Genomic DNA, 19,408 nt, shown 5'->3' on the forward strand with positions numbered 1-19,408 from the left:
GTGACCGAGGAGCACGACAACACGAGCAGCGCCGGCAGTCCCGGCAGTCCCGGCAGTCCCGGCAGTCCCGGCAGGATCGGCCGGGAACCGCAGTACGAGGTGTTCGCGGACGCGTTCGCCGAGCACGCCGAAAGCGGCGCGTTCAACGCGCTCTACGACCGGCCGACGATGCTCGCCCTGCTCGGTGACGTGCGCGGCGCCAAGGTGCTCGACGCGGCCTGCGGCCCCGGCCTCTACGCCAGCGAACTGGTCTCCCGCGGTGCCGAGGTGACCGGTATGGACCAGAGCCCGCGCATGGTGGAACTGGCGAAGGCCCGCGTGCCGGACGCGGAGTTCCGCGTGCACGACCTCCACGACCCGTTCGACTGGCTGCCCGGCGGCACGTTCGACGCGGCGTTGTTCGCGCTGGCCATCCACCACCTCGACGACCGCGTGCCCGCGCTGCGGGAACTGCACCGCGTGCTCAAGCCGGCGGGCAGGCTGCTGGTCTCCACCGGGCACCCCACCTGGGACTGGCTGCGCACCGGTGGTGACTACTTCCAGACCGAGCTGATCACCGAGACGTGGACGAAGGGCTGGCGCGTGAGTTACTGGCGCCAGCCCCTGTCCGCGGTCTGCGCGGAGTTCTCCGCGGCCGGTTTTGTCATCGACGAACTGGTGGAACCGAAGCCGGACGAGCAGATGGCGCAGCACTACCCGGAGAACTACGCGCAGCTGAGCGAGGCACCGGCGTTCCTCGCCTTCCGGCTGACCAAACGTGGTCAGTCGTACGCGACCTCGTAGTGCTTGATGGCGTTCAGCCAGCCCGACCGCAACCGCACCGGCGGGGACAGTTCGCGGATGCCGGGCATCTCGTCGGCGATCGCCTTGAAGATCAGGTCGATCTCCAGCCGCGCCAGGTTGGCGCCGATGCAGTAGTGGGCCCCGGTGCCGCCGAAGCCGACGTGCGGGTTGTCCTGGCGCAGGATGTCGAACTTCTCCGGCTCGTCGAAGGCGTCGGGGTCGAAGTTCGCCGAACCGTAGAACAGGCCGACGCGATCGCCCTTGCGGATCTGCTGGCCGCCGAGCTCGGTGTCCTCCATCGCGGTCCGCTGGAACGCGGTCACCGGCGTCGCCCAGCGCACGATCTCGTCCGGCGCGGTGTTCGGCCGCTGCTCGCGGAAGATCTCCCACTGCTCGGGGTGGTCGAGGAAGGCCTTCATGCCGTGCGTGATGGCGTTGCGCGTGGTTTCGTTGCCCGCCACCGCGAGCAGCAGCACGAAGAAGCCGAACTCGTCGGACGCCAGCGCCTCACCGTCGACGTCGGCGTGGATGAGCTTGGTGACGATGTCGTCCATCGGGCACTTGCGCCGGTCCTCGGCCATGTTCCAGGCGTAGCCGATCAGCTCGGCGGAGGCGGCGATCGGCTCGATCTCGTACTCGGGGTCGTCGTAGGCGACCATCTGGTTGGACCAGTCGAAGATCTTGAGCCGGTCCTGCTGCGGGATGCCGATCAGTTCGGCGATCGCCTGCAGCGGCAGCTCGCAGGCCACGTCGGTGACGAAGTCGCCGGAGCCCTTCTTCTTCGCCTCGGCCGCGATGCGCCCGGCGCGCTCGCGCAGCGCGTCCTCCAGCTTCGCGATCGACCGCGGGGTGAAGCCCTTCTGCACGATCCGCCGCAGCTTGGTGTGCTGCGGGGCGTCCATGTTGAGCAGCACCAGCCGGTTCGCTTCGATGGTCTCCTGGGTGATCGACTCGTCGAAGCGGATGATCGCGGTCTTCTCGCGCGAGGAGAACACCTTGTCGTTGCGGGAAACCGCCTTCACGTCCTCGAGCTTGCTCACCACCCAGTAGCCGTCGTCGGAGAAGCCGGCCAGGTTGTGGGGCTGCGCGTTCCACCAGACCGGCGCGGTCCGGCGGAGTGCCGCGAACTCCTCCAGTGGCACTCTCTCGGCGTACAGATCCGGATCCGTGAAATCGAAACCAGCGGGGATCCCGGGAGCGGCCACGGTTGCCTCCAGCGCGAACTCGGCAGTGAAACGCGTTCTATTTCGCGATTGAAGCACAGCTGTCCCGTCAGGTGAAGGGCTTCTAGTGAAACCCGTTAACTCGCGCACCGAACTCCGCGAAGCACTGGTGGCCGACTTGGTGGCCGATTGACACCGATCGGCGGTTGACGCGCTGCCTGCTTGCCCTGAATGAGAACGTGTTCTACTTTTGACCCCAGGTGACGAGAGGAGCGGCCCATGCCGGAACCGGTGATCGTGGCGGCCGCGCGCACCCCGATCGGCAGGCGGCGCGGCCGGCTGTCCGGGCTGCACGCGGCCGAGTTGCTCGGGGTGGCCCAGCAGGCCGTGCTCGACCGCGCGGGGATCGAACCGGACCTGGTCGAGCAGGTGATCGGCGGTGCGGTGACGCAGGCGGGCGAGCAGGCGGGGAACGTTACGCGCACCGCGTGGCTGCACGCCGGGCTCCCGCAGGGCTGCGGGGCCACCACGATCGACGCGCAGTGCGGGTCGGCGCAGCAGGCCGCGCACCTGATCGCCGGGCTGGTCGCGGCCGGGGCGATCGAAGCCGGGGTGGCCTGCGGGGTGGAGTCGATGTCCCGCGTGCCGCTCGGCTCGAACCTCGGCACCGACGTGGGCAAGCCGAAACCGGACTCGTGGGCAATTGATATGCCGAACCAGTTCGGTGCGGCCGAACGGATCGCGGCGCGCCGGGGCATCACGCGCGAGGACGTGGACGCGTTCGGCGCCGACTCGCAGCGCAAGGCCGCGGCGGCGTGGGCGGACGGCCGGTTCGAGCGCGAGGTGGTGCCGGTCAAGACCGCCGACGAGCTGGTGGACCGGGACGAGGGCCTGCGCGAGACCTCCGTCGAGGCGCTCGCCGGGCTGAAACCCGTTCTCGAAGGTGGCGTGCACACCGCGGGCACCTCGTCGCAGATCTCGGACGGCGCGGCCGCCCTGCTGATCATGGACGCCGCTCGCGCGCGGGCGCTGGGGCTGAAGCCGCGGGCACGCATCCGGGCGCAGGCACTGGTCGGCGCCGAGCCGTACTACCACCTCGACGGCCCGGTCCAGGCGACTTCGCGGGTGCTGGAGCGCGCGGGCATGAGCATCGCGGACCCGGACATCTTCGAGGTGAACGAGGCGTTCGCTTCGGTGGTGCTGTCGTGGCAGCGGGTGCACGAGCCGGACCCCTCGCGCGTCAACGTGAACGGCGGCGCGATCGCGCTGGGGCACCCGGTGGGCAGCACCGGCGCGCGCCTGCTGACCAGCGCCCTGCACGAACTCGAACGCCGGGACGGTTCGACCGCGCTGGTCACCATGTGCGCCGGGGGCGCCATGTCCACCGCCACCATCCTGGAACGCCTCTGACCCGCCCGCGCGGTGCTGTGAATGTGGCTTTCACGGCGAATTCGGCAGTGAAAGCCACATTCACAGCACGCGGGGTCACAGCACGCGGGTCACAGCTCGTAGCGGAGGGCCGGGCCGTTCTCCGGGCGTTCGAAGCGGACCCGGCGCCGACCCGGCCACCACGTCTCCACCTTCAGCGAGTTGCCCTCCACCCAGGTGAGCACCACATCGGTCAGCGCCACCCGGAACAGGTGCGAGTCCTCGCCGCCGGGGAGTTCCTCGGCCACGCCCGACACCTTCGCGTCGCCGCCGTTCTCCGGGTCGCCCGGGTAGGCGTGGATCGCGCACCGGCCGTCCCGCCGCAGGTCGCGGGCCTTCATCGCGTCCAGCATCGAGCCGAGCAGGAGTTCGCCGTCGCGGAACTCGACCTCGCTGCCGTTCACCCGCGGTGAGCCGTCGCGCCGCAGCGTGGCCAGCACGTGCGACTTCTCCGCGGTGAACCGGGCGTGCACCCGCGCGGCCAGCTCGGGCGCCTCGGTTTCGAACTGCTTCCAGGAACCTGTCATGCGCCCAGGGTCACCCCAAACCCCGACAGAACCTGTCATGGTTTCGGGCGCGGGTTTTTCAGACGCCGTAGACGGGCTCCGGTTCGGGTGCCTCGGCCAGCAGTTCGGCCACCACCGCGCCCAGTTCGGCGGGTTCCCAGCGCGCGCCCTTGTCGCGCTCCGGGCCGTGCCGCCAGCCGGTGGCCAGCGAGACCCTGCCACCGTCCACTTCGAACACCCGTCCGGTCACCCCGGCGGACTCCGCGCTGCCCAGCCAGACCACCAGCGGCGAGATGTTCTCCGGCGCCATCGCGTCGAACCCGTCCCCGGCCGCCATCATCTCGGCGAACACCTGCTCGGTCATCCGGGTCCGCGCGGCCGGGGCGATCGCGTTCACCGTGACGCCGTAGCGGGCGAGTTCGGCCGCCGCCACCACGGTCAGCCCGGCGATGCCCGCCTTGGCCGCGGAGTAGTTGCCCTGCCCGACGCTGCCGAGCAGCCCGGCGCCGGAACTGGTGTTGATCACCCGCGCCGACGACGGCGTCCGGCCCGCCTTGGCCTCGGCCCGCCAGTGCGCGGCGGCGTGGTGCAGGGGCGCGAAGTGGCCCTTGAGGTGCACGCGGATCACCGCGTCCCACTCCTGCTCGCTCAACGTCACCAGCATGCGGTCGCGGACGAAACCCGCGTTGTTCACCAGTACGTCCAGCTTGCCGAAGTTCTCCAGCGCGGTGCCGATCAGCCGGGCCGCACCGGCCCAGTCGGCCACGTCGTCGGTGTTCGCGACGGCCTTGCCGCCCCGCTCCTCGATCTCGGCGACCACCTGCTCGGCGGGCCCGGCCGAGGTGCCGCTCCCGTCGGCGGCCACCCCGGCGTCGTTCACCACGACCGACGCGCCCTCGGCGGCGAAGGCCAGCGCGTGCGCGCGGCCGATCCCCCGGCCCGCCCCGGTCACCACGACCACCCGGCCGTCCATGATCATGCCCGCTCCTCGTGTTGTGCGTTGCTCGCCGCCAGGAAGGCGGGTACCTCACCGCCGCCGTGCACGGTCAGCGTGGTCCCGCTGACGTAGGCGGCCCTGGCCGAGGCGAGGAACACCGCGCAGGAACCGATTTCCGCCGGTTCCGCGAGCCGTCCCAGCGGGACCGTGCGGCCCGCCGCCGCCACGCCCGCCTCGTCGCCGTAGTGCAGGTGGGCCTGTTCGGTGCGCACCATGCCCGCGGCGATCGCGACCACCCGCACCTTCGGCGCCCATTCCACGGCGAGGCTGGCGGTCAGGTTCGCCAGCCCGGCCTTGGCAGCACCGTAGGAAGCCGTGCCCGGGGACGCCCTGCCCCCGCTCACGCTGCCCACGTTGACGATCACCCCGCCGGTTTCCTGCTGCCGCATCACGGAATTCGCGCAGCGCGCGACGGTCAGCGGGGCCAGCAGGTTCAGCGCGACCACCTTCTCGTGGAATCGCGGTGAGGCCTCCGCCGCCTCGGCGAACGGTGCCCCACCGGCGTTGTTGACCGCCACGTCCAGCCGCCCGTACTGCTCGGCGATCCGCGTGACGAGTGCCTCGACCTGCTCCGGCTCGCGCACGTCGCACGGCAGGAAGTCCGCGCCGGACAAGCGATCCGGCGGCTTCCGGCCGCACACCACCACCCGCGCGCCGACCTCGGCGAAGGCCGCGGTGATCCCCGCGCCCACGCCGCGCGCGCCGCCGGTGACCAGCACGACGGCACCGTCGAGGCCGAGATCCCAGGTCGTCATGGCCTGCCCTTCCGACGGCTGCCCTGCTAACGTACCAAGCAAGTGCTAGGTTTGGCGAGAGGCCCACATGCCCATCACCACCGAACAACCAGAGCCGGGCGTCACCGTGGTCACGGTGAACGCGCCCCCGGTCAACGCCCTCACCGTGCGGGGCTGGTTCGACCTCGCGGACGCGGTCCGCGCCGCCGGCGAGGACCCCGGCTGCCACGTCGTGGTGCTGCGCGCCGAAGGCCGCGGCTTCAACGCCGGGGTCGACATCAAGGAGATCCAGGCCGATTCCGGCTACTCCGCGCTCATCGGCGCCAACCAGGGCTGCGCGGCGGCCTTCGCCGCGGTCTACGACTGCGCCGTCCCGGTCATCGCCGCCGTGCAGGGCTTCTGCCTCGGCGGCGGCATCGGCCTCGTCGGCAACGCGGACGTGGTGATCGCCAGCGAGGACGCCAGTTTTGGACTGCCCGAAGTGGACCGCGGCGCACTGGGCGCGGCCACGCACCTCGCGCGACTGGTGCCGCAGCACCTGATGCGCACGCTCTACTTCACCGCGAGCACCATCGACGCGCACCAGCTCCACCACCACGGTTCGGTGTATTCCGTGGTGCCGCGCGAAGAACTGGACAAGACCGCGCTGGCGCTCGCCCGCACGATCGCGGAGAAGGACACCCGGGTGATCCGCGCGGCGAAGCAGGCGATCAACGGGATCGACCCGCAGAACGTGCACCGCAGCTACCGCTTCGAGCAGGGCTTCACCTTCGAGCTGAACCTCTCCGGGGTGTCGGACGAGGCACGGCAGCAGTTCCTGGACAGGGGGAAGAATGGCGGATAAGCGAACCACGCCGGACGAGATCGTCGCGGAACTGCGCGACGGCATGACCGTCGGCATCGGCGGCTGGGGGTCCCGCCGCAAGCCGATGGCGCTGGTCCGGGCGCTGCTGCGGTCGCCGGTCAAGGACCTGACCGTGGTCTCCTACGGTGGTCCCGACGTGGGCCTGCTCGCGTCGGCGGGCAAGATCCGGCGGCTGGTGTTCGGCTTCGTCACGCTCGACTCGATCCCGTTCGACCCGTGGTTCAACCGCGTGCGCGAGCAGGGCTCGATCGAGGTGACCGAGTACGACGAGGGCGTGTTCGGCACCGCGCTTTCCGCTGCCGCGCAACGACTTCCGTTCCTGCCGACGCGGGCGGGGCTGGGTTCGGCGGTGCTGGACCTCAACCGGCACCTGCGCACCGTCCGCTCCCCCTACGACGACGGCGAGGAATTGCTCGCCGTGCCCGCGTTGAAACTGGACGCCGCGCTCGTCCACCTGAACCGCGCCGACGCCCGCGGCAACGCCCAGTACCTCGGCCCCGATCCGTACTTCGACGAACTCTTCGCGCTCGCCGCCGAACGCACCTTCGTCAGCGTGGAGAAGGTGGTCGACACCGCGGAGCTGACCGCGGGCGGGCCGGTGCAGAGCCTGCTGCTGAACCGGAGTTCGGTCGACGGCGTGGCGGAAACGCCGAACGGCGCGCACTTCACCACGGCCGCGCCCGACTACGGCCGCGACGAGAAGTTCCAGCGCCACTACGCCGAATCCGCCAAGGACCCGGACAAGTGGCCTGCCTTCGCCGATCGCTTCCTCGGCGGCGACGAACAGCAGTACCAGGACCAGGTCGCGAAGTTCCACGAGGAGGCCGCATGAGCACCACCCGCGCCGACGTCGCCGCGGTCGCCTGCGCGGAGTTGTTCCGCGGCGACGGGGAGATCCTGGTCAGCCCGATGGGCCTGCTGCCGTCCATCGGCGCGCGGCTGGCCCGGCTCACCTTCGAACCGGATCTGCTGCTCTCCAACGGCGAGGCGTACCTGGTCGACGCCGAGGGCACGATCGAGGGCTGGCAGCCGTTCCGCAAGGTGCTCGACACCGTGGTGCCGCACGGCAAGCGCCACGTGGTGATGGGCGCGAACCAGATCGGCCGCCACGGGGACCAGAACATCTCGGCGATCGGTGCGCACGCCCGGCCGGTGAAGCAGCTGCTCGGGGTGCGCGGCGGGCCGGGCAACACGGTCAACCACCGCACCAGCTACTGGGTGCCCCGGCACGGCAAGCGCGTCTTCGTGTCCGAAGTGGACATCGTATCCGGGGTGGGTTACCAGCGCGCCAAGGGTTTCCCGTACCACGACGTGCACCGCGTGGTGACCAACCTGGCCGTGCTCGACTTCGGCGGGCCGGACCACACCATGCGGCTGGTGTCCACGCACCCGGGGGTGTCCGTGGCCGAGGTGTGCGCGAACACCTCCTTCGAGCTCGACACCAGCGAGGTCACCGAAACCCGGCAGCCCACCGACGAGGAACTGCGCCTGCTGCGGGAGGTCGTCGACCCGAAGGGGCACCGCGAGCGCGAGGTGCCGTCGTGAAGACCGCGCTGACCGAGCTGACCGGGGTCGAGCACCCGGTGGTGCAGACCGGGATGGGCTGGGTGGCCGGGCCGCGGCTGGTGTCCGCCACCGCCGAGGGCGGCGGGCTCGGCATCCTCGCCTCGGCGACGATGACCTACGAGGAACTCGCCACCGCGATCAAGGAAACCCGGCTGCGCACGGCGAAACCGTTCGGCGTGAACCTCCGCGCCGACGCCGAGGACGCCGGCCGCCGGGTCGACCTGCTCATTTCCGAGGGCGTCAAGGTCGCCTCCTTCGCGCTCGCCCCGAAACCGGACATGATCGCCAAGCTCAAGGACCACGGCGTGGTGGTCGTCCCGTCGGTCGGGGCCGCGCGGCACGCGGAGAAGGTCGCGGGCTGGGGCGCCGACGCGGTGATCGTGCAGGGTGGCGAGGGCGGCGGGCACACCGGTGGCGTGGCCACCACACTGCTGCTGCCGTCCGTGCTGGACGTGGTGGACATCCCGGTGGTGGCCGCCGGCGGCTTCTACGACGGTCGCGGCCTGGCCGCCGCGCTGGCCTACGGCGCGGCCGGGGTGGCGATGGGCACGCGGTTCCTGCTGACCCGCGAAAGCACCGTGCCGGACGCGGTCAAACGCGCCTACCTGGACCGCGGGCTCGGCGACACCGTGGTGACGCGCAAGGTCGACGGCATGCCGCACCGCGTGCTGCGCACCGAACTGGTCGACTCGCTGGAGCGGTCCGGGCGGCTCACCGGGTTCGCGCGGGCCGTCGCCAACGCCGCGCGGTTCCGCCGGATCACCGGGCTGAGCTGGCGGGCGATGCTGCGCGAGGGCGTGGCGATGAAGCGCGGCGGCGACCGCGACTGGGCGCAGGTGCTGATGGCGGCGAACACGCCGATGCTGTTGCGCGCCGGGCTGGTCGGCGGCGATCCGGACGCCGGGGTGCTGGCGTCCGGGCAGGTGGTGGGCGTGCTGGCGGACCTGCCGCCGGTGGCGGAGCTGATCGAGAGCATCGTCACCGACGCCGAGCAGATCCTTCGGCGCCTCGGCACCGGTTGATGTGCTTGACTTCCCGGCATGATCTCGGAGCGCTGCCCGGTCGTCGACGGTGAGCTGCACGTCGAATCCACCGGGGACGGGCCGCCGCTGCTGATGATCGCGGGCGGGCTGGGCGCGGCGAACAGCTATCGGGCCATCGGCAAGCGGCTGAGCAGCGACTACACCGTGATCACCTACGACAGACGCGGGCACTTCCGCAGCACGGACGAGACCACCGGAGCAGTCCCGGTGAGCCTGCAGGCCGACGACGCGCGGGCGGTGATCGAGCACGCCGGACTGGGCAAGGCCACCGTGTTCGGCACCAGCGCGGGCGCGCTGATCGGGCTGGACCTGGCCGCGCGGCACCCCGACGTGCTGACCGGGCTGATCGCGCACGAGCCGCCGGTGGTGCACCTGCTGCCGGACGCCGAGGAGTGGCTGGCCTTCGCCGAGGCGCAGGTCGTCGCGTGCGAGCGGGGTGACCTGGTCGGGGCGTTCAGGCAGTTCGTCGGCTCGCTGGCCGGGGCGGGGCTGCCGGAGCTGAAGATGGTGCGCCTGCCGAACGAGCAGGAGTGGATCCGGCTGTTCACCAGGGAGATCCGCGAGTTCTACGGGTACGAACCGGACCTGGTGGCGCTGCGGCGGTCGCGGGTGGAGATCACCCCGACCGCGGGCCGGGACAGCCGGGGGTACTACCACTACCGGCCGGCGAAAACGCTGGCGCTGGAGCTGGGGCAGCCGTTCGCCGAGGTGCCGGGCGCGCACCTGGCCCCGCAGCGCAACCCGAAGGGCTTCGAAGCCGCCCTACGGGAGCTACTGGCGGACCTGCCCGGCTGATCAGAGCGGCCGGATCACCCGCGCCGGGTTGCCCGCGGCGAACACCCGGTCCGGCAGGTCCCTGGTGACCACGCTCCCGGCACCGACCACGGTGTAGTCGCCGACGGTCACGCCGGCGCACACGGTGACCCCGCCGCCGAACCAGACGTTGTTCCCGATGGTGATCGGCGCCGCGCTCTCCCACCGCTGGCGGCGCGCCTCGTGGTCCTCCATCGGGTGCAGCGCGGTCAGCAGCTGCGCCCGAGGCCCGATCGAGACGTCGTCACCGATCCGGATCGGGGCGCAGTCCAGCAGGATCGCGTCGTAGTTGAGGAACGAGTTGGCGCCGATCTCGATGAGGTAGCCGTAGTCGCACTGGAAGCGCGGCATGATCCACGAGCCCTCACCGAACTTGCCGAGCAACTCGCGCAGCAACTCGTCCCGGCGGACGGTCGCGTCCGGTTCGGTCGCGTTGAACTCACCGCACAGCCGCTGCGCCCGGTGCCGCTCGGCGACCAGCTCGGGATCGTTGTCGCGGTACAGCTCGCCGCGCAGCATGCGCTCCTTGTGCTCACCCATGCCACGAGGCTAGATCACACTCGCTCGACGATGGTGACGTTGGCGGTGCCGCCGCCTTCGCACATGGTCTGGAGGCCGTATCGGCCCCCGCGTCGCTCGAGTTCGTGCAGCAGGGTGGCGAAGAGCTTCGTCCCGGTCGCGCCGATCGGGTGCCCCAGTGCGATACCGCCGCCGTTGACGTTGACCCGCGCCGGGTCGGCGCCGGTTTCGTCGAGCCACGCCAGCACCACCGGCGCGAACGCCTCGTTCACCTCGAACAGGTCGATGTCCCCGATCGACAACCCGGTACGCCGCAACGCGTGCGCGGTCGCCGGGATCGGGCCCGTCAGCATCCACACCGGGTCCGCGGCGCGCACCGACAGGTGGTGGATGCGGGCCCGCGGTCGAAGGCCGTGCTCATTCACGAACTCCGACGACGCGATCAGCGTCGCCGAGGCGCCGTCCGAGATCTGGCTGGCCACCGCGGCGGTCAGCACCGAACCCGGGCTCAGCGGCTTCAACGAGGCCATCCGCTCCAGCGTGGTGTCCCGCCGCGGCCCCTCGTCGTGGCGGAACTCGCCGACCGGCGCGATCTCCGCGTCGAAGCGACCGGAATCGATGGCCGCCAGCGCGCGCTGGTGGCTCGCGAACGCGTACTCCTCCAGCTGCGCTCGCGGGAAACCCCAGTGCGAAGCGATCATCTCGGCCGCGTGGAACTGCGAGATCTCGGCCGCGCCGTACCGCTCCTGCCAGCCCTTCGACCCCGAGAACGGGTCGTCGAAGCCGTACTCGCGCCCGGCCAGCATGGCCGCGCTGATCGGGATCTGGCTCATGTTCTGCACCCCACCGGCCAGCACCAGGTCCATCGTGCCGCTGAGCACCGCCTGCGCGGCGAAGTGCACCGCCTGCTGGCTCGACCCGCACTGCCGGTCCACCGTCACCCCCGGCACGTGGTGCGGGAACCCGGCGGCCAGCCACGCCGTCCTGGCGATGTTGCCCGCCTGCGGCCCGAGCGTGTCCGTGCAGCCGAGGATCACGTCGTCGACCAGCGCCGGGTCGACCCCGGTCCGCTCGACCACCGCCTCGATCACGTGGGCGCCGAGATCGGCGGAGTGCAGCGCGCTGAGCGCACCACCGCGCCTGCCCACCGGGGTGCGCACGGCGTCGAGCACGTAGGCCTCGGCCATCAGGTCTCCTTCTTGACGCGGCGCCGCTTCGTCGCGATGCCGTCGAGCAGGATGCCGAGGTACTGCGCGGCCACGTCGGCCGCGGACAGCGTGCCCTCGGGGTTGTACCACCGCACGGCCACCCAGACGGTGTCGCGGACGAACCGGTAGACCAGTTCGATGTCCAGGTCCGCGCGGAACTCACCGGTGGTGATGCCCTCGGCGAGCAGGTCGTGCCACAGCTTGCGGAACTCGGCGTTGCGCGTGCCGAGGTAGGCGAACCTCGGGAACTTCGCCAGGTGCTTGGCCTCGTTCTGGTAGATCTCCACCTCGGCGGGCCGCCGGTGGATCGAGTCGAACGAGGCGGACACCACCGCCTCCAGCGTCTTGCGCGGCCCCAGCTTGGACTCGACGATCTCGGCGTAGGTGCCGAACAGCTCGTCGAGGAACCCGGTGAGGATCTCGTCGGCGATCTGCTCCTTGGAGTCGAAGTGGTGGTACAGGCTGCCGGAGAGGATGCCCGCCGCGTCGGCGATGTCCCGCACGGTGGTGGAGACGAACCCGCGCTCGGCGAACAGGCCGGCCGCGATGCCCAGCAGTTCGGCCCGGCGGCCCGAGTTCGTTCCTGGCTTGCTCATCGGCTTCCTCACGCGTGCTGACTGGAAACGGAGACCACCTCGCCGGTCAGGTACGAGGCGTAGTCACTGGCGAGGAACACCATCACATTCGCCACCTCCCACGGTTCGGCCGCCCTGCCGGAAACCTCGCGCGCGGTCAGCTCGGCCAGCACCTCCTCGCTGGTCACCTTGGCCAGGAACGGGTGCATCGCCAGGCTCGGCGCGACCGCGTTGACCCGGATGCCGTGCTCGGCGACGTCGACCGCGGCGCAGCGGGTCAGCGCCATCACCCCGGCCTTCGCCGCGGCGTAGTGCGCCTGCCCGCCCTGCGCCCGCCAGCCGAGCACGGAGGCGTTGTTCACCACCGCTCCCCCGTCGCCCTGCGCGATGAACTGCCGCAGCGCCGCTCTCGTCACCCGGAACGTGCTGTTCAGCGTCACGTCCATCACCGTGGACCACTCGTCGTCCGTCATGTCCACAATGGACTTCTGGCCGCCGAGCCCGGCGTTGTTGATCAGCACGTCGATCCGGCCGTGGTGCGCGACGGCCCCGTCGATCAGCGCCCGCACCTGGTCGCCGTCGGTGACGTCGCACGGGATCGCGGGCACCCCGCCGAGCTCGGCCGCCTTCTCGGCCAGCCTGCGCTCGTGCCGGTCGCTGAGCACCACCCGCGCGCCCTCCTCCTGGCAGCGCCTGGCCACCGCGGAGCCGATCCCGGTGCCCGCCGCCGCGGTGATCACCACGACCTTGTCCCGCAGCAGATCGCGGCCTTCCGGGTACTTCGGCACGGGAATCACGGGCGGGCCTCCCTTGGCAGGCCGAGCACGCGCTCGGCGATGACGTTGCGCTGGATCTCGTTGGACCCGCCGTAGATGGTGTCGGCGCGGGTGAACAGGTAGAGCCGCTGCCACTCGTCCAGTTCCGCCGCCAGGAGGGATTCCCGGCCGCGCACCAGCATCGCCAGCTCACCGAGCGAGCGGTGCCAGTTCGCCCAGACCAGTTTGGACACTTCGGCCACGCCGGGCGCGGTGTCCCCGAGCGTGCGGCGCGCGTGCGCGTTCATCACTTCGAGGCCGACCCGGGCCCGCGCCAGCTTTTCCGCGATGTGCGGGTCGGCGGCGGCGCCGGTGCGCTCGGCGAGTTCGGTCAGCGCGTCGAGTTCACGCCGGAAGCCGACCTGCTGGCCGAGGGTGGCGACCCCGCGTTCGAAGCCGAGCGTGCCCATCGCCACCCGCCAGCCGTCACCCGGTTCGCCGACCACCAGGTCACGGGCGGTGCGGGCACCGTCGAAGAACACCTCGTTGAACTCCGAGGTGCCGGTCAGCTGCACGATCGGCCGGATCTCGATGCCGGGCTGGCGCATCGGCACCAGCAGGTAGGACAGCCCGTGGTGGCGCTTCGAGCCGGGTTCGGTGCGCGCCAGCACGAAGCACCAGTCGGCCTGCTGCGCCAGCGAGGTCCACACCTTCTGCCCGTGCAGCACCCATTCGTCACCGTCGAGCGTGGCCGTGGTCGACACCGCGGCCAGGTCCGAGCCGGCGCCCGGCTCGGAATAGCCCTGACACCACAGCTCCTCGACGGCCGCGATCTTCGGCAGGAACCGCCGCTGCTGCTCCGGCGTGCCGAAGGCGATCAGCGTCGGTCCGAGCAGCTGCTCACCCAGGTGCCCGACCTTCGCCGGCGCGTTCGCCCTGGCGTACTCCTCGTGGAAGATCACCTGTTCGCCGAGGCTCGCCCCGCGGCCGCCGTGCTCCTCCGGCCAGCCGAGGCAGGTCCAGCCACCGTCGGCGAGCCGCCGTTCCCAGGCGAGCCGCTCCTCGAACGCCTCGTGCTCGCGGCCGGGGCCGCCGAGGCCACGCAGCGCGGCGAACTCACCGGCCAGATTCTCGGCCAGCCAGTCGCGCACCCGTTCCCGGAACTCGGTCACGCTGCTACCCTACCAAGCACTTGCTAGGGAGCGAAGACCTTGAACACTTCGGACACGATTCCCGCCGCACTGGCCGCGACGGCGGCCCGCCTGCCGCACGGTGAAGCGCTCGTGGACGGTCCGGCGCGGCTCAGCTGGCCGGAGTTGCACGAGCAGGTACTCGGGCGCGCCGCCTGGTTCGCCGAACGGGGCGTCCACCGCGGCGACCGCGTGGCGATCTGCGCGCCGAACACGCACCAGTGGGTGATCGCCGCACTGGGCGCGCTGACCGCGGGCGCGGTGCTGGTCCCGATCAACACCCGGTTCACCGGCCCGGAGATGCGGGACGTGATCACCCGCAGCCGGGCCAAGGCGCTGGTGGTCGCGGACGACTTCCTCGGCGTGGACCGGCTCGCCCAGATCGGGGACGCCGCGCCGGGCGTGGTGCTGCGCCTGCCCACCGACTGGACCGACGTCCCCGGCACGTTCGACCCGGTCGTCGAACCCGACGACCTCGCCGACATCCTGTTCACCTCGGGCACCACCGGCCGCAGCAAGGGCGCGATGACCAGCCACCGGCGCTCGCTCGGCGTCGCCGCCGCCTGGGCCGAGCGCGCCGCGCTCACCGCCGACGACCGGTACCTGGTGCTCAACCCGTTCTTCCACACCTTCGGCTACAAGGCGGGCATTCTCGCCGCGGTCCTGCGCGGCAGCACCATCGTGCCGCAGGCCACCTTCGACCCGGTGCGCACGATGGAGCTGATCGAGGCGGAGCGGATCACCGTGCTGCCCGGCGCGCCGACCGTCTTCCAGGTGCTGCTCGACCACCCGGACCGCCCGGCGCACGACCTGTCGTCGCTGCGGATCGCGGTGACCGGCGCGGCCATCGTGCCGGTCCCCCTGATCGAACGCATGCAGACCGATCTCGGCCTGGACACCGTGCTGACCGCCTACGGGCTGACCGAAGCCGTGGTGGCGACCATGTGCCACGCGGGCGACGACCCGGTCACCGTGGCCACCACCTGCGGTCCCGGGGTGGCGGGCTTCGAGGTGCGGATCGCCGAGTCCGGCGAGGTCCTGCTGCGCGGTCCGAACACCATGCTCGGCTACCTCGACGATCCGGAGGCCACCGCCGAGGCCATCGACGCCGACGGCTGGCTGCACACCGGGGACGCCGGTGAGCTGGACGAACGCGGTTACCTCCGGATCACCGACCGCATCAAGGACATGTACATCTGCGGTGGGTTCAACGTCTACCCGGCCGAGGTGGAGCAGGTGCTCGCGCGGCTCGACGGGGTCACCGAATCGGCGGTGATCGGGGTGCCGGACGCCCGGCTCGGCGAGGTCGGCGCGGCCTTCGTGGTGCGCTCCGGTAGCGGTTCCGCACTGTCCGAAGAGGACGTTCTCGCGCACTGCACGGCGAACCTGGCCAACTACAAGCGCCCGCGCCGGGTGGAGTTCGTCGACGCCCTGCCGCGCAACGCGTCCGGGAAAGTACTCAAGCGAACACTCCGTGTCGACGGCGAGGAGGCCCCATGACGGTGCGGTACGAGCAGCGGGACGCGGTCGCGGTGGTGACGATGGACCGGCCCGACTACCGCAACGCGCAGAACTCGGCGATGACCTACGCGCTGGACGACGCGTTCTCGCGGGCGGTCGACGACGACTCGGTGAAGGTGATCGTGCTGGCCGGGGCGGGCAAGCACTTCTCCGCCGGGCACGACATCGGCTCGCCGGAACGGGACGCGGACACCTCCTTCGACCGCCGTGCGGTGCTGTGGTGGGACCACACCCGCCGCGAGGGCGGCGACCGGCGGTTCGCCCGTGAGTCCGAGGTGTACCTGGGCATGTGCCGCCGCTGGCGGGAGCTGCCGAAGCCGATGATCGCCAGCGTCCAGGGCGCGTGCATCGCCGGTGGGCTGATGCTGGCGTGGTCGTGCGACCTGATCGTCGCCTCGGAGGACGCCTTCTTCGCGGATCCCGTGGTGCGCATGGGTATTCCCGGGGTCGAGTACTTCGCGCACCCGTGGGTGCTCGGGCCGCGCGCGGCCAAGGAGGTGCTGTTCACCGGCGAGCGGTTCACCGCCGCGCAGGCCAAGGAGTGGGGCATGCTCAACCGCGTCGTGCCGCGCGAGGAACTGGAGTCGGCGACGCTGGAACTGGCCGGGAAGATCGCCGCCATGCCCGGGTTCGGGCTCGCGCTGGCGAAGAAGGCGGTCAACCAGGCCGAGGACCTGATGGGCCTGCGCGCGGGCATGGACTCGGTGTTCGGGTTGCACCACTTCGCGCACGCGCACAACGCCGAGGTCGCCGGCGGTGACTCGCTCGGCGGGCAGGACGCCCGGTCGATGCGGGACGCCGGGAAGCAGTCCTGATGGACCTCGACCTCCCCGAATCGACGCTGGCCTTCCGGGCCGAAGTGCGCGAGTGGCTGGCCGAGAACGTCGTCAAACTGCCCTCGTTCGACACCGCCGAAGGGTTCACGCGGCACCGCGAATGGGAGGCCAAGCTGGCCGACGCGCGGTTGTCGGTGGTCTCGTGGCCGGTCGAGTTCGGTGGCCGTGACGTGTCCCTTTTGGACTGGCTGATCTTCGAAGAGGAGTACTACGCGGCCGCCGCGCCCGGCCGGGTCAACCAGAACGGCCTGTTCATGCTGGCGCCCACGCTGTTCTCCCACGGCACGCCCGAGCAACAGGCCCGCATCCTGCCGAAGATGGCGCGCTCCGAGGAGGTCTGGGCGCAGGCGTGGTCCGAACCCGAGGCGGGCAGCGACATCGCGGCCCTCCGGAGCACCGCGACACCCACCTCGGGTGGCTGGCTGTTGTCCGGCCAGAAGACGTGGAGTTCGCGGGCCGCCTTCGCGGACAAGGCCTTCGGCCTCTTCCGGAGCGATCCGGGCTCGGAGCGGCACCGCGGGCTGACCTACTTCATGATCGACCTGCGGGCCGAGGGCGTGCAGGTGCGGCCGATCAACCAGCTCGACGGTGAACCGGGTTTCGCGGAGCTGTTCTTCGACGAGGTCTTCGTACCGGACGAGGACGTGATCGGCACGCCGGGTGAAGGCTGGCGGGTCGCGATGACCACGGCGAACAACGAGCGCGGGCTGTCGCTGCGCAGCCCCGGCCGGTTCCTGGCCACCGCCGACCGGCTCGTCCGGTTGTGGTCGGAGAGCCGGGATCCGGCGCTGGCCGACCGGGTGGCCGACGCGTGGATCGGGGCGCGCGCCTACCAGCTGTACACCTTCGGCACGGCCACCCGGCTCGCCGAAGGCGCGTCGCTCGGGCCGGAATCCAGTGTGAACAAGCTGTTCTGGTCGCAGCTGGACGTCTCCATGCACGAAACCGCGCTGGACCTGCTGGGCCCGGCGGCCGAGGTGGACGACACGTGGCCGGACGGCTGGCTGTTCTCCCTGGCCGGGCCGATCTACGGCGGTACCGACCAGATCCAGCGCAACATCGTCGCCGAGCGGTTGCTCGGCCTCCCGCGAGGTGATCGATGAGGTTCGCCCTTTCCGCGGAACAGCAGGACTTCGCCGCCGCGATCGACGCGTATCTGTCCACAGCGGACTGCGACGCGGCCGCCCGGTCGTGGGCCGAGGACGATCTCGGGCCGGGCATGAAGCTCTGGCACGGGCTCACCGATCTCGGCCTGCTCGACCTGCTGGACGCCGGTGGCTCGCTGGTCGACCTGGTGGTGGCCGTCGAACGCCTCGGGTACCACGCGGTGCCGGGGCCGTGGGTCGACACGGCCGCCGTGCTGCCCGCGCTGTCGATCGAATCGGGCGGGCGGCTGGCGTCGGTGGTGGCGCCGCCGCACGTGCCGTACGGGCTGGACGCCGATGTCGCGGACGTGCGTCTGATGCTCACGCCCGACGGGACGTACGATTTCGCCGCCGGTGAGCGCCTGTCCTCTGTGGACCGGGTGCGCCGGTTGTTCGAGCCGGAACGCGGTAATCGGGTCGGCGACGCGGTAGCGCTGGCGTTCGAGCACGGCGCACTGGCCACGGCCGCGCAACTGCTCGGTGCCGGTCAGTGGCTGCTGGACACCTCGGTGACCTACGCCAAGCAGCGCAAGCAGTACGGCCGGGAGATCGGCGGTTACCAGGCCATCAAGCACCTGCTCGCGGACGCCGTCACCGCATTGGAACTCGCCCGTCCGCTGCTCCACGCGGCCGCGCTGACCGCGGCACCCCGGGACGTCTCCGCGGCGAAGGTCGCGGCGGGACAGGCCGCCGCGCTCGCCGCGAAGACCGGTCTCCAGGTGCACGGCGCCATCGGCTACACCGCCGAGCACGGGCTCGGCCTGCGGTTGACGAAGGTGCGCGCCCTGGCCGCGGCGTGGGGAACGCCTGCCTTCCACCGAGGGCGGGTGCTGGCGTGAGTACGGCGGAGGAGCTGGACGCGCTGCGCTCGTCGGTCCGCACCGCGTTGTCCCGCGACGCTTCCTGGGACGTGCTGTGCTCGCAGATCGGGGTCGCCGCGCTCGCGGTGCCGGAGGAACACGGCGGTTTGGGGGCCGGACTGCCCGAACTGGCCGTGGTCGCGGCGGAGTTCGGCCGGGTGCTGTCGCCGCTGCCGTTCCTGTCCACGTCCATCACCGCGCTGGCGCTGGCGGACTCACCGCTGGCAGCCAAGCTGACCACCGGAACCGTGGCGTGGTCGGGCTTCTCCGCTGATGAGTCCACTGTGGATGGCACCGACCGCTTCGTGCTCGACGGCGACACGGCGGATCTGCTGCTCGTGGTGGCGGATTCCCTGTACGCCGTACCGACCGATCAGGACGGCGTCCGGCGCACCCACTCCCCCACCATGGACGAAACGCGGCGGCTCGCGACCGTGGAACTCCGCGGGGTGCGGGCTTCGCGGGTGGGGGACGTCGATCCTTCGCTGCGGGACCAGGCGTGCGTGCTGCTGGCCGCCGAGCAGACCGGCGCGATGGCCCGCGCGTTCGAGATCACCCTGGACTACGCCAAACAGCGCAAGCAGTTCGGCCGGGCGATCGGGAGCTTCCAGGCGATCAAGCACCGGCTGGCCGAGCTGTACGTGCTGGTGGAAACCGCGCGCTCGTGCGTTGCGGAAGCCGCGGAAGACCCGTCGCTCGCCTGGGTGGCGAAGGTGCACTGCTCGGAGGCGTTCACCACGGTCGCCGCGGAGATGATCCAGCTGCACGGCGGGATCGGCATCACCTGGGAACACCCGGCGCACCGGTACTTCAAGCGCGCGCACGGCAGCAGCCTGCTCTTCGGCGCACCGCACGAACATCTCCGCCGGTAGGGGCAGCCCTACCCCGATCGGGGGTGTGC

General features: G+C 71.2%; 21 protein-coding genes. 12 read left to right on the plus strand and 9 right to left on the minus strand.

The window, feature by feature from the left end; genetic code table 11:
- Positions 1 to 783, plus strand: coding sequence for a class I SAM-dependent methyltransferase (locus JYK18_RS41630; protein WP_307796304.1), 783 nt, complete (start codon positions 1 to 3; stop codon positions 781 to 783).
- Here the strand turns inward: JYK18_RS41630 and JYK18_RS41635 are convergent.
- Complete coding sequence (locus JYK18_RS41635) at positions 762 to 1,988, minus strand: cytochrome P450 (protein WP_206809449.1); 1,227 nt, start codon at positions 1,986 to 1,988, stop codon at positions 762 to 764. The two genes, JYK18_RS41630 and JYK18_RS41635, sit on opposite strands and share 22 nt — an antisense overlap.
- A 237-nt stretch (positions 1,989 to 2,225) precedes the next feature.
- Between JYK18_RS41635 and JYK18_RS41640 the strand changes: the two genes are divergently transcribed.
- On the plus strand, positions 2,226 to 3,356 hold the full coding sequence (locus JYK18_RS41640; RefSeq protein ID WP_206809452.1) for a steroid 3-ketoacyl-CoA thiolase: 1,131 nt from the start codon (positions 2,226 to 2,228) through the stop codon (positions 3,354 to 3,356).
- A gap of 89 nt (positions 3,357 to 3,445) precedes the next feature.
- Here the strand turns inward: JYK18_RS41640 and JYK18_RS41645 are convergent, their stop codons facing one another.
- The 3 genes from JYK18_RS41645 to JYK18_RS41655 are packed head-to-tail and all read right to left on the minus strand — an operon-like array spanning position 3,446 to position 5,632.
- A complete protein-coding gene (locus tag JYK18_RS41645; RefSeq protein ID WP_206809453.1) occupies positions 3,446 to 3,901 on the minus strand; it encodes a pyridoxamine 5'-phosphate oxidase family protein in 456 nt (151 codons plus the stop codon).
- 58 nt (positions 3,902 to 3,959) lie between these two features.
- Positions 3,960 to 4,859 (minus strand): SDR family oxidoreductase, encoded by a 900-nt coding sequence (locus tag JYK18_RS41650; protein ID WP_206809454.1) that lies wholly within the window; start codon positions 4,857 to 4,859, stop codon positions 3,960 to 3,962.
- Entirely contained in the window at positions 4,856 to 5,632 is a 777-nt protein-coding gene (locus tag JYK18_RS41655) for an SDR family oxidoreductase (RefSeq protein ID WP_206809455.1), read from the minus strand. Before JYK18_RS41655 ends, JYK18_RS41650 begins: the two co-directional genes overlap by 4 nt.
- 67 nt (positions 5,633 to 5,699) lie before the next feature.
- Between JYK18_RS41655 and JYK18_RS41660 the strand changes: the two genes are divergently transcribed.
- The 5 genes from JYK18_RS41660 to JYK18_RS41680 are packed head-to-tail and all read left to right on the plus strand — an operon-like array spanning position 5,700 to position 9,880.
- Positions 5,700 to 6,455 carry an enoyl-CoA hydratase family protein gene (locus JYK18_RS41660; protein WP_206809456.1) on the plus strand — a complete coding sequence of 252 codons (756 nt, stop codon included), beginning with the start codon at positions 5,700 to 5,702 and terminating at the stop codon, positions 6,453 to 6,455.
- The gene (locus JYK18_RS41665; RefSeq protein WP_206809457.1) at positions 6,445 to 7,308 is read left to right on the plus strand and encodes a CoA transferase subunit A; all 864 of its coding nucleotides are present in this window, start codon (positions 6,445 to 6,447) and stop codon (positions 7,306 to 7,308) included. Before JYK18_RS41660 ends, JYK18_RS41665 begins: the two co-directional genes overlap by 11 nt.
- Positions 7,305 to 8,021 carry a CoA-transferase subunit beta gene (locus tag JYK18_RS41670; RefSeq protein WP_206809458.1) on the plus strand — a complete coding sequence of 239 codons (717 nt, stop codon included), beginning with the start codon at positions 7,305 to 7,307 and terminating at the stop codon, positions 8,019 to 8,021. Before JYK18_RS41665 ends, JYK18_RS41670 begins: the two co-directional genes overlap by 4 nt.
- The gene (locus JYK18_RS41675; protein ID WP_206809460.1) at positions 8,018 to 9,064 is read left to right on the plus strand and encodes a nitronate monooxygenase family protein; all 1,047 of its coding nucleotides are present in this window, start codon (positions 8,018 to 8,020) and stop codon (positions 9,062 to 9,064) included. The genes JYK18_RS41670 and JYK18_RS41675 overlap by 4 nt, the downstream gene beginning before the upstream one ends.
- A gap of 18 nt (positions 9,065 to 9,082) precedes the next feature.
- Positions 9,083 to 9,880, plus strand: a complete 798-nt coding sequence (locus JYK18_RS41680) for an alpha/beta fold hydrolase (protein WP_206809462.1) — start codon at positions 9,083 to 9,085, stop codon at positions 9,878 to 9,880.
- On the opposite strand, the gene JYK18_RS41685 is transcribed toward JYK18_RS41680, so the two are convergent.
- Genes JYK18_RS41685 through JYK18_RS41705 form a run of 5 tightly spaced genes read right to left on the minus strand, consistent with a single transcriptional unit; the run spans position 9,881 to position 14,127 of the window.
- Entirely contained in the window at positions 9,881 to 10,438 is a 558-nt protein-coding gene (locus JYK18_RS41685; RefSeq protein WP_206809464.1) for a sugar O-acetyltransferase, read from the minus strand.
- 14 nt (positions 10,439 to 10,452) lie between these two features.
- On the minus strand, positions 10,453 to 11,604 hold the full coding sequence (locus JYK18_RS41690; protein WP_206809465.1) for an acetyl-CoA C-acetyltransferase: 1,152 nt from the start codon (positions 11,602 to 11,604) through the stop codon (positions 10,453 to 10,455).
- The gene (locus JYK18_RS41695; protein ID WP_206809466.1) at positions 11,604 to 12,221 is read right to left on the minus strand and encodes a TetR/AcrR family transcriptional regulator; all 618 of its coding nucleotides are present in this window, start codon (positions 12,219 to 12,221) and stop codon (positions 11,604 to 11,606) included. The genes JYK18_RS41690 and JYK18_RS41695 overlap by 1 nt, the downstream gene beginning before the upstream one ends.
- Before the next feature lie 8 nt (positions 12,222 to 12,229).
- Positions 12,230 to 12,997, minus strand: a complete 768-nt coding sequence (locus JYK18_RS41700; RefSeq protein WP_206809467.1) for an SDR family oxidoreductase — start codon at positions 12,995 to 12,997, stop codon at positions 12,230 to 12,232.
- On the minus strand, positions 12,994 to 14,127 hold the full coding sequence (locus JYK18_RS41705) for an acyl-CoA dehydrogenase family protein (RefSeq protein WP_206809468.1): 1,134 nt from the start codon (positions 14,125 to 14,127) through the stop codon (positions 12,994 to 12,996). The genes JYK18_RS41700 and JYK18_RS41705 overlap by 4 nt, the downstream gene beginning before the upstream one ends.
- A 39-nt stretch (positions 14,128 to 14,166) precedes the next feature.
- Here JYK18_RS41705 and JYK18_RS41710 point away from each other — a divergent pair, with 39 nt between their 5' ends.
- The 5 genes from JYK18_RS41710 to JYK18_RS41730 are packed head-to-tail and all read left to right on the plus strand — an operon-like array spanning position 14,167 to position 19,379.
- Positions 14,167 to 15,645 (plus strand): FadD3 family acyl-CoA ligase, encoded by a 1,479-nt coding sequence (locus tag JYK18_RS41710; RefSeq protein WP_206809469.1) that lies wholly within the window; start codon positions 14,167 to 14,169, stop codon positions 15,643 to 15,645.
- Positions 15,642 to 16,481: an enoyl-CoA hydratase gene (locus JYK18_RS41715; protein WP_206809470.1), complete on the plus strand. Its 840-nt coding sequence runs from the start codon at positions 15,642 to 15,644 to the stop codon at positions 16,479 to 16,481. The genes JYK18_RS41710 and JYK18_RS41715 overlap by 4 nt, the downstream gene beginning before the upstream one ends.
- The gene (locus tag JYK18_RS41720) at positions 16,481 to 17,605 is read left to right on the plus strand and encodes an acyl-CoA dehydrogenase family protein (protein WP_206809471.1); all 1,125 of its coding nucleotides are present in this window, start codon (positions 16,481 to 16,483) and stop codon (positions 17,603 to 17,605) included. Before JYK18_RS41715 ends, JYK18_RS41720 begins: the two co-directional genes overlap by 1 nt.
- On the plus strand, positions 17,602 to 18,486 hold the full coding sequence (locus JYK18_RS41725) for an acyl-CoA dehydrogenase family protein (protein ID WP_206809472.1): 885 nt from the start codon (positions 17,602 to 17,604) through the stop codon (positions 18,484 to 18,486). Before JYK18_RS41720 ends, JYK18_RS41725 begins: the two co-directional genes overlap by 4 nt.
- On the plus strand, positions 18,483 to 19,379 hold the full coding sequence (locus JYK18_RS41730; protein ID WP_206809473.1) for an acyl-CoA dehydrogenase family protein: 897 nt from the start codon (positions 18,483 to 18,485) through the stop codon (positions 19,377 to 19,379). Before JYK18_RS41725 ends, JYK18_RS41730 begins: the two co-directional genes overlap by 4 nt.
- Positions 19,380 to 19,408 lie beyond the last annotated feature (29 nt).

Origin of the sequence: Amycolatopsis sp. 195334CR, from assembly GCF_017309385.1 — a bacterium.
Classification (GTDB): Bacteria; Actinomycetota; Actinomycetes; order Mycobacteriales; family Pseudonocardiaceae; genus Amycolatopsis.

Bases quoted from the DNA above. Each gene is read 5' to 3' on its own strand.
- JYK18_RS41640 (WP_206809452.1), top strand. From the start codon at position 2,226: ATGCCGGAACCGGTGATCGTGGCGGCCGCGCGCACCCCGATCGGCAGG.
- JYK18_RS41645 (WP_206809453.1), bottom strand. From the start codon at position 3,901: ATGACAGGTTCCTGGAAGCAGTTCGAAACCGAGGCGCCCGAGCTGGCC.
- JYK18_RS41650 (WP_206809454.1), bottom strand. From the start codon at position 4,859: ATGATCATGGACGGCCGGGTGGTCGTGGTGACCGGGGCGGGCCGGGGG.
- JYK18_RS41655 (WP_206809455.1), bottom strand. From the start codon at position 5,632: ATGACGACCTGGGATCTCGGCCTCGACGGTGCCGTCGTGCTGGTCACC.
- JYK18_RS41660 (WP_206809456.1), top strand. From the start codon at position 5,700: ATGCCCATCACCACCGAACAACCAGAGCCGGGCGTCACCGTGGTCACG.
- JYK18_RS41665 (WP_206809457.1), top strand. From the start codon at position 6,445: ATGGCGGATAAGCGAACCACGCCGGACGAGATCGTCGCGGAACTGCGC.
- JYK18_RS41670 (WP_206809458.1), top strand. From the start codon at position 7,305: ATGAGCACCACCCGCGCCGACGTCGCCGCGGTCGCCTGCGCGGAGTTG.
- JYK18_RS41680 (WP_206809462.1), top strand. From the start codon at position 9,083: ATGATCTCGGAGCGCTGCCCGGTCGTCGACGGTGAGCTGCACGTCGAA.
- JYK18_RS41685 (WP_206809464.1), bottom strand. From the start codon at position 10,438: ATGGGTGAGCACAAGGAGCGCATGCTGCGCGGCGAGCTGTACCGCGAC.
- JYK18_RS41690 (WP_206809465.1), bottom strand. From the start codon at position 11,604: ATGGCCGAGGCCTACGTGCTCGACGCCGTGCGCACCCCGGTGGGCAGG.
- JYK18_RS41695 (WP_206809466.1), bottom strand. From the start codon at position 12,221: ATGAGCAAGCCAGGAACGAACTCGGGCCGCCGGGCCGAACTGCTGGGC.
- JYK18_RS41715 (WP_206809470.1), top strand. From the start codon at position 15,642: ATGACGGTGCGGTACGAGCAGCGGGACGCGGTCGCGGTGGTGACGATG.
- JYK18_RS41720 (WP_206809471.1), top strand. From the start codon at position 16,481: ATGGACCTCGACCTCCCCGAATCGACGCTGGCCTTCCGGGCCGAAGTG.
- JYK18_RS41725 (WP_206809472.1), top strand. From the start codon at position 17,602: ATGAGGTTCGCCCTTTCCGCGGAACAGCAGGACTTCGCCGCCGCGATC.